This window comes from Methylophilus sp. VKM B-3414 (assembly GCF_032248435.1).
Lineage (GTDB): Bacteria > Pseudomonadota > Gammaproteobacteria > Burkholderiales > Methylophilaceae > Methylophilus > Methylophilus glucosoxydans.
Window position 1 is genome coordinate 1 of the sequence record NZ_JAVTLI010000011.1, and the last position, 13,607, is coordinate 13,607.

A 13,607-nucleotide genomic window follows, 5' to 3' on the forward strand; every position below is an offset into this window, starting at 1 on the left:
TCGCTCCCGCAGAGTTTGAACGGCGGTATTTCGAGAGGCTCGAAAATATCTAGGCTAGCCGGGGCGATTCAATGTCACGATTTTTTATTCTAAATGGAGCTTCGGGAAGAACATGATGAAGAAGAGCATCGCAATTGGAAATCAGGGTTATGAGATCGATTGTCCTGATAAATGCCCAATTTGTCATCATCATAGCGAAATCCATTTATTTAAAGCTGATGAGACATTCAATAAAACCGAAGTACAGGTGGTATTTCAATGTGTTTACTCTGGATGCAAAAGTTACTTTATTGGCTACTATGGACCTAAAGGACAGGCTGAGCTTAAAACATTAAAACCTATTAAACCGAATCCAACGGCTTTTCCTGAAGATATTTCGAGACTTTCCCCCACATTTATCTCTGTATTTAGAGAGGCAGAAGAGGCATTGCATCAAGGTTTACCTCAAGTTGCAGGCCCTGGCTATCGCAAAGCTTTTGAATTCTTAATAAAAGATTATGCGAAATCACTTGCTCCTGAAAAACATGAAGAAATTGAAAAAGCATTTTCTGGTTCAGTGGTCTCAGAGTATGTTACTGACCCAAGAATTCAAGCTGTTGCAAAGCGTACGTTGTGGTTAGGAAATGATGAAACTCACTATCTTAGAAAGTGGACCACTCATGATATGGACGATCTTATAAGATTGATTCGACTTGCAGTGAACTGGATAGAAATAGACCAGCTGTCAAAACATTACAATGAAAGCATGCCTGATTAGCTTTAAAAATGGAGGTATGTCTTATTGGAAAAGGCTATCCAAAATAGATTGAGAATGTATGCAAGCTACAAATTACATTCATTTATTAATGTAATTACACTGGCCTAACGTAAAAACGATGAAATTTATTATCATCTTTCAATTATTTCTATGTCTTGAGCCATTCTTATTCGAGCAAGAGATGAATGGGAATGGATTGAAAAGGCGCCAAAAATACGGCTTTTTAAAGAATCTAATATACGCGAACGTTTTTTGACTGCTGAACAAGTCAATTTGTTGTTAAGCGAGTTGCCGCTGCATCAACGTGAAACAGTGTTGTTTGCTTTGTGTACAGGGCTTGGGCAGCAGAATGTATTGCAGCTTGAATGGGCGCAGGTCAATTTTGTATTGAAGCATGCCTGGGTCAGAGCAACACACTCGAAAAATCGAAGACCGATTGCAGTACCGTTAAATGAAACTGCAATCAATGTTTTAAAGCGCCAAGTAGGTAAGCATGAAACGCGTGTGTTTACTTATGCAGGCAAGCCACTATGCACGGCAAATACTCGTGCCTGGCGTGCAGCATTGAAAAGAGTGGGAATCAAAGATTTTCGCTGGCACGATCTGCGACATACATGGGCAACCTGGCAACGGCAGGCTGGCAAGCCTACACATGAGTTACAGCGTTTAGGTAGCTGGCGTTCTGGTGTGATGGTTGAACGATATGCTCATCTTGCACCGGATCATTTAGCGAATGCTGCAAATTGATTAGATTCTAAGTTCGAAGGTTACGATTCAGCTACGATGGGCTAAAAAGCAAAAAGCCTTGCATCTCTACAAGGCTTCTTTTATTTGGCTCCTCAACCTGGGCTCGAACCAGGGACCTACGGATTAACAGTCCGGCGCTCTACCGACTGAGCTATTGAGGAATCGGTACGTCGTTTGAAGGCGCTATATTACTGAGACCACGCCCCTTGGTCAACCACTTTTTGCGAAATATTTTATATTTTTTTGGCCACAGGCCAGCCATCTGCAAAATGCCACTCACGCTGCAAATTTTCGGCAAATTTTTGTAATATTCAGCTTGTCCAAGCTTGACAGACTTAGGCATGTAAGGTTATGAGGATATAATATTTCCAGGAGAATAAAGATGCATAGCATGGTGGCAAAAATTTCACACCTGGATGGTCAGGTCGAGGCAGTCAACGCAATGGGCCAGCACCGGCCACTGATCGCCGGCGACTGGTTACGCGAGGGTGAGCGTATTGTGGCGCATGATGGCGCTCAGGTTTCGCTGGAGACTGCGACTGGTGAACGCTTGCAGGTGCAAGGTCTGCAAACCATGACACTGAGCGCGCAATTGACGGCGGATTATCTGCCGCATGCCAGTGATGATGCGATTGATGCACAATTGTTGCAACATGTCCTCTCCTCATTACAGGCGGGCGATACCGAACTGGATATTTCTACCCTCTTACAATCACCGCTGGAGTTTGCCGCTTTTGCGGCCCCAGCGGATCCTCCGCCACAAGCGGATGCCTTGCATATCGCTGACTTGATCCCCGAACAAGCCGTCGCTGAACATGGTGCATCCAGTTTAGCGCCTAACGATAGTGTCGCGTTGATGGTTGCCACCGCACTGCCTAGCGAGATCGCGCTGCAGCAGCAATTATTAAAAGATCTGGATCAGCACTAATCTTGTGAGTGATGTCTGCTAAAAGCCTTGCATAGTTGCAAGGCTTTTTACTTATGCGGGCCTGCGCTTTACCAACAAGTCATCAAACGGCGTCTCTTTGTCAGGCAAACGCCGAGGATAGATTTTTTTACTTGCAGCCCACGCTGTGGCAAACTTAATGGGCGGAGACACGGTCTATATGGTTGATTTCCGCAACAGCAGGCGATATCCCTCTCCGGCGGCGGGAAGGTAAGGTGGTAGAAAGATCAATATGTCTGATTTGGCACTGACGCTGGCGCGTATCCAGTTTGGTTTTACGATTTCGTTTCACATCATCTTCCCGGCCATCACCATAGGTTTGGCCAGCTACCTGGCAGTTCTTGAAGCACGCTGGCTCGTGACCAAACAAAGCGTGTATCTGGATCTCTACCACTTCTGGATTAAAGTGTTCTCGCTATGTTTTGGCATGGGCGTGGTATCTGGCCTGGTGATGGCCTACCAGTTTGGCACCAACTGGGCAGGCTTCTCCAATGTCGCCGGCGGCGTGACCGGTCCTTTACTGGCTTATGAAGTGCTTACCGCCTTCTTCCTTGAGGCGGGTTTTCTCGGCGTGATGCTGTTTGGCTGGAACAAGGTCGGGCCAGGCCTGCACTTTCTGTCAACCTTGATGGTCGCGGTTGGCACCTTGATCTCTGCCACCTGGATTCTGGCTTCGAATAGCTGGATGCAAACGCCACAGGGCTTTGAGTTAATCGCCGGTAAAGTAGTGCCGGTGGACTGGTGGCAGATCATATTCAATCCCTCATTCCCTTACCGGCTCATGCACATGGTCATCGGTGCCTATCTGGCCACAGCCTTGCTGGTGGTGGCGACAGCTGCCTGGCACTTGCTCAAGCAGCGGGATCACGCCAGCATCCGTAAAATGTTGTCCATGGGGTTATGGCTGATTCTGCTGATTGCGCCCTTGCAAGCATTTATTGGCGATATGCATGGCTTGAATACCCTCAAATACCAACCCGCCAAAATCGCCGCGATTGAAGCGCACTGGGAGAACAAAGGCAATGAACCGACGCCGCTGATTCTGTTTGCCTGGCCAGACATGCAACAGGAAAAGAATCATTTTGTCCTCGAAATCCCGGTGCTTGGCAGCCTGATTTTGCGTCACTCATTGACCGAGCAGATTCCTGCACTCAAGCAATTCGCCCCTCAAGATCGGCCCAATGCCACCATTATTTTCTGGACCTTCCGCGTGATGGTGGCGCTGGGCTTGCTCATGATCTTGCTGGCATTCTCCTCCGTGTGGCTACGCTTGAAACAACAACTGTATCAACAGCCGCTGTTCCTCAAGTTTGCAGTGGCCATGGGGCCCGCAGGCATTATTGCCATCCTGGCAGGCTGGTTCACCACCGAAATCGGCCGCCAGCCCTGGGTAGTGTATGGCGTGTTGCGTACTGCAGAGGCGGTGACGCCGCACCCTGCCAGCGAGGTGGCACTGACCTTGGGCCTGTTTGTCATCATTTACCTGTTAGTGTTTGGCATGGGCACGCGCTTCATGCTCCGGCTGCTCAAAGCAGGCCCTAGTACCGGGGAGGCACTGCACGGCGACGCCATTTCACCGCAGCTTGACCACGCCACTGCATTTACGCTGGCCCCTGAGTTTCACCCGGAGACCAAGACACCCGCTTCGGCGCAGTCAGCAAAGCACCAGGCTGGCACTCAGGCTGACGATCAATCAAAGGATCAATAAATGGACTTGTCTCTCATATGGGCTGCGATCATTCTGTTTGGCATCATGATGTACATCATCATGGATGGCTTTGATCTTGGCATAGGCATTCTTTATCCCTTTTTTAAAGACAAAAGCGACCGTGACCTCATGATAAACACGGTAGCCCCGGTGTGGGATGGCAATGAAACCTGGCTGGTGTTGGGGGGCGCCGGCTTGCTCGCCGCCTTCCCCTTAGCCTATTCGGTGATTTTAAGTGCGTTTGCGCTACCTTTGCTGCTGATGCTGATGGCACTGATATTCAGAGGCGTAGCGTTTGAATTCAGGTTTCGCGCCAAGGACAGCGAAAGGCACTTCTGGGACAAGGCATTTACCGGCGGATCGGTTGCGGCGACCTTCTTTCAGGGCATGACGCTAGGGGCTTACCTGCAAGGGATCCCCATGGCAAACCAGGCCTATGCCGGTGGCTCACTGGACTGGATTTCACCGTTTTCGCTGTTTACCGGCCTTGGGCTGCTGGTCACCTATGCCCTGCTCGGCAGCACCTGGCTGATCATGAAAACCGATGGCGCGCTACAGGCCAGCTGTTACCGCCTGTCAAAACACATCGCCACCGCCTTGTTTGCCATCATTGTCATCATCAGCGTGTGGACGCCATGGATGGATAGCCGCATTGCTGAGCGCTGGTTCAGCATGCCGAATCTGTTATGGCTGTCGCCCGTGCCGTTGCTAGTAGGGTTGTGTTTTTACCGCTTGCAGCGAGCCCTGAGCCAGCAAGCTGAAACCCGCCCGTTCCTTTACACCCTGGCACTGGTTCTGCTGGGCTATGCCGGGCTAGGCATCAGCATCTGGCCTAACATCATTCCGCCCGACTTGCCGATACAAGCTGCCGCAGCGCCGCATATCAGCCAGATGTTTGCATTGATAGGCGCACTGGTGATCATCCCGATTATTTTAATTTACACCGCCTGGGGCTACTATATTTTCAGGGGCAAGGTGAATAGAGATGAGCACTACCATTAAGCACACAACAGGGACAAAGTCTGTTCAGGCAGACACCCCACGCCCCAACTGGCGCAAGCGTGTAGGCTGGCTATGCCTGATCTGGCTCGCCAGCATTGCGGCATTGGGCGTAGTCAGTTTATTGCTGCGCTTTTGCATGCGCCTGGCAGGCCTGCATACTTAAGAATCTCATCAAAACAGGCGCGCCTCCTCTGCTGAATACGTCGGCTTGCGCACACCCGGCCGCGCATCGCTCAGAAAATCCTTCTTGCCCCATCCCTACTCCTTTCACCATGGCAAAAAGGATGAGACAACAGGGATTTCAAAGCGCGTATGCGGTGACAAATTGTGTGCATCAAACCGCCCTTAGAGACAATTCCTGTCATCAGTCCCTCTTATGAGTGTCTAGGGCACGGAATTTTTCTTGCCTGATCAAATCCAATCCCATTACTATGCTTGTATCCAGCCTGTTGAAAAACTGACAATCCGCTGCCTGCAACCCCCTGTATGACGACCCAGCAACCGACAAAATGGCGACGCTTGCGTGCCTGCCCAGCCTGTGACATGGTCAGTGCCATTCCGGTACTGCGGCCGGGTCAGCACGCCAGTTGCCCGCGCTGTGGACACGTGCTGGCACGACGCTACCTGCATCCGGTGCAACGCAGCATTGCGCTGGCGGCAAGCGCGCTCATCACGCTATTGATTGCGGTCGCGTTCCCGTTTATCCGCGTCGATGCCGGCGGGCTGGATAACCAGATCGCCCTGTCACAAACCGCCTCCACCTTGTTGCAATCGCATCAACCCATTGTGGCTTTTATTGTAGCGTGCACGGCAATTGTGCTGCCCGGCTTGTACCTGACCGGGGTGATTGCCATGCAGGCCAATGTATTGCGCACGGTGCCCAAAGCCTACAGCGATGTGATTGCACGCCTGTTTTCACAACTGCACCCATGGATGATGGCGGATGTTTTTATCGTCGCCGCGCTGATCAGCCTGGTGAAGCTGACCGGCATGGCGGATGTGCATCTGGGCGCCTCGTTCTGGGCGTATTGCGTGTTTGCGCTACTCTTGCTGATGACGACACGCTCGGTGGATATAGACTGGCTGTGGTACCGGCTGGCAGGCGAACCGGAAACCCCGGAAGACATCCGTTGCGGCATCACCGCCGCCGAGCAGCATGTCACCGGCTGCCCGACTTGTGGGCTGATCAACCACCTGGCTAGTCATCCTGATAACGAAGGCCATCATGCCAGCTGTATCCGTTGCGGCACGCTCTTGCATGCGCGCAAGCCGCACAGCCTGCAGTTCACCTGGGCGCTGTTGCTCACCGCCATCATTTTATATATCCCGGCCAATGCCTACCCGATGATGATTACCACTGCGCTGGGGCAAAGCCATGCAGCCACCATTATCGGCGGCATGATGGAGCTCTGGCAGCATGGCTCGCAACCGATTGCGGTCGTGATTTTTGTCGCCAGTGTACTGGTGCCCATCCTCAAAATGCTGGTGTTAATCCTGCTATCGTGGCTGGTCAAACACCCGGGGCCACTCAATGCCCTGCAAAAAACCCGGCTCTATCATTTAACCGAGTTTGTCGGCCGCTGGTCCATGGTGGATGTATTTGTGGTCGCCATCATGGTGGCACTGATCCAGTCCGGCAACCTGATGTCGGTGTTGCCCGGCCCCGCCGCGCTGGCCTTTTGCGCCGTGGTGATTACCACCATGCTGGCCGCAATGGCGTTTGATCCGCGCCTGTTATGGGATACTCAAGGAAAACAACATGACTGATACGTCTGATGACAATTTATTGGCCCGGGTAGGCAAGCAGGCCCGAGTTTCACCGATCTGGATCGTGCCCATTGTCGCGTTGCTGATAGGCTGTTGGCTCATCTATGACAACTATACGCGTGCTGGCAAGCAAATCACGCTCTCAATGTCCAACGCCGAAGGCATAGAAGCCGGCAAAACCAAAATCAAGGTGCATAGCGTCGATATCGGTCTGGTCGAGCAAGTCAAACTGTCCGAAGACCTCGGGCACATCCAGGTCATCGCCCGCATCGCACCAGATGCGCAACCGCTACTGGTAAAAGATACGCAATTATGGGTGGTCAAACCCCGCATCGGCCTCGAGGGCATCAGCGGCCTCAATACCGTGATCTCGGGCGCCTATATCCAGTTGCAACCGGGCAAGGGCCATGAAGAAACAGACGAATTTACCGTGCTCGACCAGCCACCGATTTCATTGAATGGCGCCGGCGGCGTACATATTAATTTGATCGGCACCGTCGGCAACGCCTTGCGCATTGGTGACCCGGTCACCTATCAGGGCCTGCGCGTGGGCCGGGTGGCAAGCGCCACCTTTGACCCCAAGCAACGCAAAATGCAGCATGAGTTGTTTATCGAGCAGCCCTACGACGTGTTGATCACTGAAAACACGCGCTTCTGGACCACCGTTGGCATAGACCTCAAGCTGGATTCCGAAGGCTTCAAGGCCAGCATCCCCACCGTGGAGTCGCTGATTGCAGGCGGGGTTAGCTTTGGCCATGCCGACAACCGGCCCATGGGTAAACCGGTGGCGTCCGAAACCACCTTTGAGCTGTATGCCAATGAAGAAGCTGCCCGCCAGCAAACCTACGACCAATATCTGGAATATGTGCTGCTGGTGGATGATACGGTGCGCGGACTCTCCAGTGGCGCGCCGGTCGAGTTCCGGGGCTTGCGCGTAGGCACGGTGATGCAAGTGCCGTGGAAATTCAACTCGCCCGCACGCAAACAGGACTTTAACTATGCGATTCCGGTGCTGATTCATCTCGAACCTGGCCGTCTGGCAGACAGTGGCAAGGCGGACCTCAACGAGTGGAAATCGCGCCTCGGCATCATGCTCAAAAACGGCCTGCATGCCACGCTCAAATCTGGCAACCTGCTGACAGGCTCATTGTTTGTCGACTTGAACATGGACAAGCACGCACGCAAAGACAACTACAAAGCCAAAACCTTTGAAGGCTTGCCAGTGTTGCCCACGAGCGCGACCAGCCTGGCACAGATCGAACAGAAACTGTCTGATCTGCTGGATAAACTGAATAAGCTCAATGTGGAGCCGGTATTGAGCGGCCTCGATAAAAACCTGCAACAATCCGAGCAAACCTTGCGGGAGATTCGTGCGCTGAGCCAGCAAGTGAACCAGTTTGTGGCACAACCAGAGTTCCAGCAAATGCCGGCCAACCTGAACCAGACCATGCAAGAACTGCGCACCACCATCAAAGGCCTGTCGCCCGAGTCACCGGCTTATCAGGAGCTGAGTAGCACCCTGCAACGGCTGGAAAAGGTCTTGCGCGAAGTCCAGCCGCTGGTGCGTACGCTGAATGAGCAGCCCAATGCCATCCTGTTTGACCGCAAACCCGGTAACGACCCGATGCCACTGGCACCGGCAACCCCATAAGGACAGTTTTCATGCATATGCCTTTTTCTTTCTTGCGTACGACAATTTGCCTGCTCTGCAGCCTGTCGCTGACCGCTTGTCTGGGCAACCGCCCGCCGGTCAATACCCAGCGCTACAGCCTGCCAGAAGTCAGTCTGCCTAGCACGACCACACCCCCTACGCGCATCCTTATTCTGGGCAATCTGGTGCTGGCCGATGCGCTGGACAGCGACCGTATTCTGATCCAGCTTGATGACATCACCATTCAGCCCACGCGCGACCATTTATGGAGCGCTTCGCTGTCTGAAGAACTACGGCAAGGCCTGCGCAGCCGACTCGCCCAACGCCTGCCTGACACCCTGGTCACCGATGCCTTGCCCGGCACCAAACTGCAAGCCAGCCGCCTGCAATTGCGCATAGATCAGTTTCAAGGACATATGCGTGGCGAAGCGATCATGAGCGGCCAATGGCAATGGCTGTCCGCCGATCAACGCCCGCTCAAAATCCAGCCGTTTCAATTTACCACCCCGCTCACAGAAAACGGTTACCCGGCGCTGGTCCGCGCACTGGGGCAAGACTTGGACAAATTATCTGACCAGATCGCCAGCCAGATCAAAGCAATGCCAAGCCAACCCTGAAACATGAGTTAGTACCCCACGCCCTTTTACTCAAACAGCGCCCCAGACAAGGGCGCTGTTTGGCCTCGAACGCATCGTCCGCAACCACACCTTCGTTAGTAATTCTTTGCGTTTCTTAATCCATCCCCCCACAAGAGAGACAGGAACTTTTCAGGTAAACTGGCTTGTTAGATTTACTCTTGATGGATAACAGTCTTGCAACGCTTTCTCCTCTGTGCCCTGATGCTGCTCTTGACCTGGCTGCCCACGCAAGCCCAGGCTGACGCGCAATTGTCGGGCACAACCTGCATGAGCAGCGAGGGCGAAATCGTAGGTAATATTCCGCTGCAAGGCGGCCGCTTTGTGTGTCAGGGCGTGCTCAAGATCACGCAGGCCGGTCAGTATGTGATTGACTTTAAAAACACCTCTACCCTGGCCCAGTTCCAGCACGAAATTTCTGATGGTCACCACACCATGCATGTGCTGTCAGGCGGACTCAGTAGCGAGCATACAGACCAGCTTCTGCTCAGGCATGGCCGCCTCGTAGCACTACAGCCGGGGACCTACCGGCTCATTACCTGGCTGCAATCCCCTTATTATCTGGCGCAACCAGAAGTGTTTGTCACTGACCTCGCCAGCCACCAGCAACAAACCAATGTCAGCACTGCCGTGAGCCTGTTGCTGCTCGGCATTTTGCTGGGGATTTTCAGTTATTACATGGCCATCGGCATCATGCCCGGCCACGTCACCGAGCGCATGTATGCCTTGTTTATTCTGGGCAACCTGATTTTTCAAAGCGCGGTGCTCGGCCTGTTCAAGCAATTGTTTGACTGGCACTGGTTCTACCTGACCAGCCTGCCTATCCTGTTTTCCAATCTCGCTTATATCAGCTTTGTCTGTCATTTACTCGGCATCAGCCCGTTTCGCCATAGCCGGCTTTATCAGGTTTCGATTGCGGCCAAGCTAACGCTACTGGCGCTCATGGTATTCGCCATGATTTACCCCAACTGGATGCTGGAAATGGACAGGCTGGGCGTGGCCATTTTCCTGGTCTTTGGCCTGGTGTGTGGCATCCGTTTGAGCTTGCAAGGTCAGCGCGTGGCACAGTTATACCTGCTGGCCATTTCCATTTTTGGCGTGCTAGGTGGTTTGACGATTACCGCAGATCGCCTCACCTCAAACGCCTGGACCGTAGAGCAACTCGGCCTCATCGCGGTGACCGTGGAAGCCGTCGCGCTGTCACTGCTGGTGGCATACCAGATCAACCGCCTGCACAAAGAAAAAGAACACATGCTGGCCGAACTCGAGTCCACGCGCTCGCTGGCCATGACAGACCGCCTGACTGGCGTGCCCAACCGGCATGCGCTGGAGAATCAAATGCTGCATTTTCCCGAGCACGGTTGCCTGATGTTCCTCGATATCGACAACCTCAAGCATGTCAACGACCAATATGGCCACGAGGCCGGGGATCAACTGCTCAAGAGTTTTAGCCGCATCCTGACGAACAAGCTGGATACGCATGGCAAGCTTTACCGCCTGGGGGGCGATGAATTTGCCATCGTCTGCCATGAGGATGATGTGGAATGGTGCCAGCACCAGTTGGAATACACGCACTTGCACCTGCAAAAAGAAGGCATCGTTGGCGCGGGCACCAGCGTAGGCATCGTGTTTGCCCACGAAGCCACAGACACCGAATCGCTGATGCGCATCGCTGACAAACGCATGTATGCCGATAAGCGCGCACGCAAAAATCGCAAAGAAATGGTCCAAGTCTTTACGCACTAAGCCTGCGCAACAAAGCGCCGTTGGTTTTTTGCGACGTCATTGACACAGATGCAGCCCTGAACGCCAATGCGCGCCCTGATACATGCCATCCGCGCCTAAATCCGTTACACTCTATTCTGCACGCGCGCTATGCTAAGCCTGCACCGTCCGTGACTTTAATCTTGATGGTTCAAACCAAAAGAAGTCCTCGCGCAACGACCCCATTGATCTTGCCTTATGGCGCGCTGCCCAACCATAAGAGAAACCAATGCCATTACTGACATCACTACTGATTCTGATCGTCACCGCCCGCCTGCTCGGGCAAGTCTTCAGTCGCTTTAGCCAACCCGCCATTATTGGCGAAATGTTGGCCGGGGTGTTGCTTGGCCCCAGCCTGCTCAACCTGATCACGCCCAGCCCAGCGCTGTCTGGCATCTCTGAGTTTGCCGTGTTCTTAATCGTGCTGTCGGCCGGGCTAGAGATGAACTTCAAGGAGGTCATAGACTCCATGCGCGGCAAAGGCGCTGTCATTGCGCTGCTGGGCTTTTTATTGCCACTCACGGGCGGCATTCTGGTCGGGGTCGGCTTCGGCCTGGATGTCAGCCGTACGGTGTTTCTCGGCCTGTGTGTCTCGATTACAGCACTACCCGTCACCGTCAGCATTCTGCAAAGCTTCAAACTGCTGGACTCCACCATCGCACGCTATTCAGTCGCCACGGCGATCTTTAACGATATCGCCGCGCTGCTGGTGTTAGGGGTGATTCTCAACCTGCCCGAACAAAAATCCTATCAGGCCGTGGCCGCTGCCACGTTTAACGCGAGCTGGAAGCTGATTTTGCTCATGACGCTGATTGTCAGCATTAGTGTGCTGATCAAGCAGGTCATTCAAAGAGGCATTCTTATCGACCAACTGTCAGAAAAGCTGGTCACCATCATCGGCAACGAGGCCCTGTTCGGCTTGCTGCTCCTATTGGTACTCGTATTTGGTTCAGTCAGTGCCGCGCTCGGGTTTCACTTTATCATCGGCGCCTTTTTTGGTGCCCTGCTCATAGACCGCACCTTCTTTTCACCCGAACGCTACAAAGAACTAGAGCTCACCTTAAGCTCCATCACGGGCGGCTTTCTGGCCCCGGTATTTTTTGCCTATCTCGGGCTGGAATTCAAAATCCAGGTCATAGATTCGGTCTGGTTTGTCGCTGTGGTGCTGGTAGTGTCGATAGTAACTAAAATCCTGGCCGGTTGGCTGGGGGGCCGCCTCATCGGCCTGAGCAAAAGCGATGCACTGGGCATCGGCTTTATCCTCAATGGCCGCGGCGTGATGGAACTGGTCATCGCCAGCATCGCCTACGAACGCGGCTTTATCGGGCAGGACTTGTTCTCGGTGCTGGTGTTGATGGGCGTGGTAACAACACTGATCACGCCGCTCATGTTCCGCAAATGGGTGATGCCAAAACTCCCCAAGACAACGAATACAAGTAATCCTTAATCAATAACAAGGCTCGCAGGTTTTTATCATCGCCTGCGCGAGCTGGTAGCCGCTCATCCATGCGCCTTCTACCTTGCCGCCATTGAGCCAGTCGCCACACAGACCCAGTTGCTGGGCGGCATCCCAGGCAAAGCCCTGGTGCAGATAATTGGCACAATCCGCATAGCGCCAGCGGTGCACACTGTGTTCAATGGGCGCTTCGCCACCCAAGGCCTGGAATGCCGCCAGCAATGCCAGCGCAACCTCCTCTGGCGCACGCTCAATATTGGCCTCGGACCATTCAGCGCTGGCATGTAACACCCAGACCTCTTTGACCGCACTGCCCTCAGGCACACGCCCCGGCTTGCTACTGTCTCTTGCCACCCAACTCAGCGGCCCCGCATTCACAAACAAGCCATCAAACGGCAAATCGAGCGTATGTGTATAGCGCCCCATCAAGGCCCAGCAGCCACGCATTTTTACACTGGCTGCCAGCGCCTGCATCTCCAGATTAAAGCCTAGCAGCGCCTGTGCCTGCGGTGCCGGAATCGCCAGCACAACCTTGTCAAACACCTGCGGATACGCGCCGTGCTCTTTGCTGTGCACGCGCCATTTACCCTCGGCAAAGGTAATCTGCTGCACCGTCTGCTCCAGCTCCACGGTTAAAGACTGCGCCATCTGCCGCGCCGGGCGCGTATTGCGTGGCACACCAACATAACGCTGCTTTTCAGACTCTTTGGCGCGTAAACTCACCTCATTCGCCTCATAAAAGCGCCCTTGCCACTCAGCCACCACGCCCGCCTGCAACCACTTTTGCACCTGTGTCACAAACGGCTGCTGGCTCACCGTAAAATACTGCGCGCCATGGTCACACTGCCAGCCCTCACCCAATCGAGTAGACACGCGCCCCGAAGGCCCACGGCTCTTTTCAAACACCGTCACCAGATAACCGGCCTGCTGCAACGCCTGGCTGCAAGACAAGCCCGCCATCCCCGCACCAATCACCGCAATATTTTTCACGCCACCCACCCCTGTTTCCACACTGCGCGGTCTTGCAACGCATGCCAGTCAATCACCTGCACGCGCCCAGTCATGACCGCTTCTAACTCAACGGTTTCAATCACTTGCGTCTCCTCGTCACCCATCTTCTCATCGCTTACGATGAGCTTGGTCACCATAAAGTGTTTTTCTTTATTCACGGGCT

Annotated in this window: 13 protein-coding genes and 1 tRNA gene; 11 read left to right on the forward strand and 3 right to left on the reverse strand. The window is 53.5% G+C overall.

What is annotated here, in order from left to right; genetic code table 11:
* The first annotated feature begins 112 nt into the window (after positions 1-112).
* Complete coding sequence (locus Q9292_RS11115) at positions 113-757, forward strand: DUF4145 domain-containing protein (RefSeq protein ID WP_313988003.1); 645 nt, start codon at positions 113-115, stop codon at positions 755-757.
* A 252-nt stretch (positions 758-1,009) separates the two neighbouring features.
* Positions 1,010-1,504, forward strand: a complete 495-nt coding sequence (locus Q9292_RS11120) for a site-specific integrase (RefSeq protein ID WP_313988006.1) — start codon at positions 1,010-1,012, stop codon at positions 1,502-1,504.
* An 85-nt stretch (positions 1,505-1,589) separates the two neighbouring features.
* Here Q9292_RS11120 and Q9292_RS11125 read toward each other — a convergent pair.
* Positions 1,590-1,665 (reverse strand) — tRNA-Asn (locus Q9292_RS11125).
* A 221-nt stretch (positions 1,666-1,886) separates the two neighbouring features.
* On the opposite strand from Q9292_RS11125, the gene Q9292_RS11130 reads away from it, so the two are divergent.
* The 9 genes from Q9292_RS11130 to Q9292_RS11170 all read left to right on the forward strand — a co-directional run bounded on the left by Q9292_RS11130 (position 1,887) and on the right by Q9292_RS11170 (position 12,424).
* Positions 1,887-2,432: a hypothetical protein gene (locus tag Q9292_RS11130; protein ID WP_313988009.1), complete on the forward strand. Its 546-nt coding sequence runs from the start codon at positions 1,887-1,889 to the stop codon at positions 2,430-2,432.
* Positions 2,433-2,682: 250 nt separating this feature from the next.
* Positions 2,683-4,158 carry a cytochrome ubiquinol oxidase subunit I gene (locus tag Q9292_RS11135; protein WP_313988012.1) on the forward strand — a complete coding sequence of 492 codons (1,476 nt, stop codon included), beginning with the start codon at positions 2,683-2,685 and terminating at the stop codon, positions 4,156-4,158.
* The gene (cydB, locus tag Q9292_RS11140) at positions 4,159-5,160 is read left to right on the forward strand and encodes a cytochrome d ubiquinol oxidase subunit II (RefSeq protein WP_313988014.1); all 1,002 of its coding nucleotides are present in this window, start codon (positions 4,159-4,161) and stop codon (positions 5,158-5,160) included. It abuts the gene before it with no gap.
* The gene (locus Q9292_RS11145) at positions 5,144-5,323 is read left to right on the forward strand and encodes a DUF2474 domain-containing protein (protein ID WP_194747917.1); all 180 of its coding nucleotides are present in this window, start codon (positions 5,144-5,146) and stop codon (positions 5,321-5,323) included. The genes cydB and Q9292_RS11145 overlap by 17 nt, the downstream gene beginning before the upstream one ends.
* Before the next feature lie 323 nt (positions 5,324-5,646).
* A complete protein-coding gene (locus Q9292_RS11150; protein WP_313988019.1) occupies positions 5,647-6,927 on the forward strand; it encodes a PqiA/YebS family transporter subunit in 1,281 nt (426 codons plus the stop codon).
* Positions 6,920-8,578 carry an intermembrane transport protein PqiB gene (gene pqiB / locus Q9292_RS11155; RefSeq protein WP_313988022.1) on the forward strand — a complete coding sequence of 553 codons (1,659 nt, stop codon included), beginning with the start codon at positions 6,920-6,922 and terminating at the stop codon, positions 8,576-8,578. Before Q9292_RS11150 ends, pqiB begins: the two co-directional genes overlap by 8 nt.
* Before the next feature lie 11 nt (positions 8,579-8,589).
* Positions 8,590-9,195 (forward strand): membrane integrity-associated transporter subunit PqiC, encoded by a 606-nt coding sequence (locus Q9292_RS11160; RefSeq protein WP_313988025.1) that lies wholly within the window; start codon positions 8,590-8,592, stop codon positions 9,193-9,195.
* Between the two features lie 195 nt (positions 9,196-9,390).
* Entirely contained in the window at positions 9,391-10,959 is a 1,569-nt protein-coding gene (locus Q9292_RS11165; RefSeq protein WP_313988028.1) for a diguanylate cyclase, read from the forward strand.
* Between the two features lie 247 nt (positions 10,960-11,206).
* Complete coding sequence (locus tag Q9292_RS11170; RefSeq protein ID WP_194747922.1) at positions 11,207-12,424, forward strand: cation:proton antiporter; 1,218 nt, start codon at positions 11,207-11,209, stop codon at positions 12,422-12,424.
* On the opposite strand, the gene Q9292_RS11175 is transcribed toward Q9292_RS11170, so the two are convergent.
* Both Q9292_RS11175 and Q9292_RS11180 read right to left on the reverse strand, forming a co-directional pair.
* A complete protein-coding gene (locus Q9292_RS11175; RefSeq protein WP_313988034.1) occupies positions 12,425-13,423 on the reverse strand; it encodes an NAD(P)/FAD-dependent oxidoreductase in 999 nt (332 codons plus the stop codon). It abuts the gene before it with no gap.
* Entirely contained in the window at positions 13,420-13,602 is a 183-nt protein-coding gene (locus Q9292_RS11180) for a TIGR02450 family Trp-rich protein (protein WP_313988036.1), read from the reverse strand. The genes Q9292_RS11175 and Q9292_RS11180 overlap by 4 nt, the downstream gene beginning before the upstream one ends.
* Positions 13,603-13,607: the final 5 nt, after the last annotated feature.

Coding starts and splice junctions, on each gene's coding strand:
- Q9292_RS11160 (WP_313988025.1), top strand. CDS start 8,590: ATGCATATGCCTTTTTCTTTCTTGCGTACGACAATTTGCCTGCTCTGC.
- Q9292_RS11150 (WP_313988019.1), top strand. CDS start 5,647: ATGACGACCCAGCAACCGACAAAATGGCGACGCTTGCGTGCCTGCCCA.
- Q9292_RS11130 (WP_313988009.1), top strand. CDS start 1,887: ATGCATAGCATGGTGGCAAAAATTTCACACCTGGATGGTCAGGTCGAG.
- Q9292_RS11145 (WP_194747917.1), top strand. CDS start 5,144: ATGAGCACTACCATTAAGCACACAACAGGGACAAAGTCTGTTCAGGCA.
- Q9292_RS11115 (WP_313988003.1), top strand. CDS start 113: ATGATGAAGAAGAGCATCGCAATTGGAAATCAGGGTTATGAGATCGAT.
- Q9292_RS11170 (WP_194747922.1), top strand. CDS start 11,207: ATGCCATTACTGACATCACTACTGATTCTGATCGTCACCGCCCGCCTG.
- Q9292_RS11135 (WP_313988012.1), top strand. CDS start 2,683: ATGTCTGATTTGGCACTGACGCTGGCGCGTATCCAGTTTGGTTTTACG.
- pqiB (WP_313988022.1), top strand. CDS start 6,920: ATGACTGATACGTCTGATGACAATTTATTGGCCCGGGTAGGCAAGCAG.
- cydB (WP_313988014.1), top strand. CDS start 4,159: ATGGACTTGTCTCTCATATGGGCTGCGATCATTCTGTTTGGCATCATG.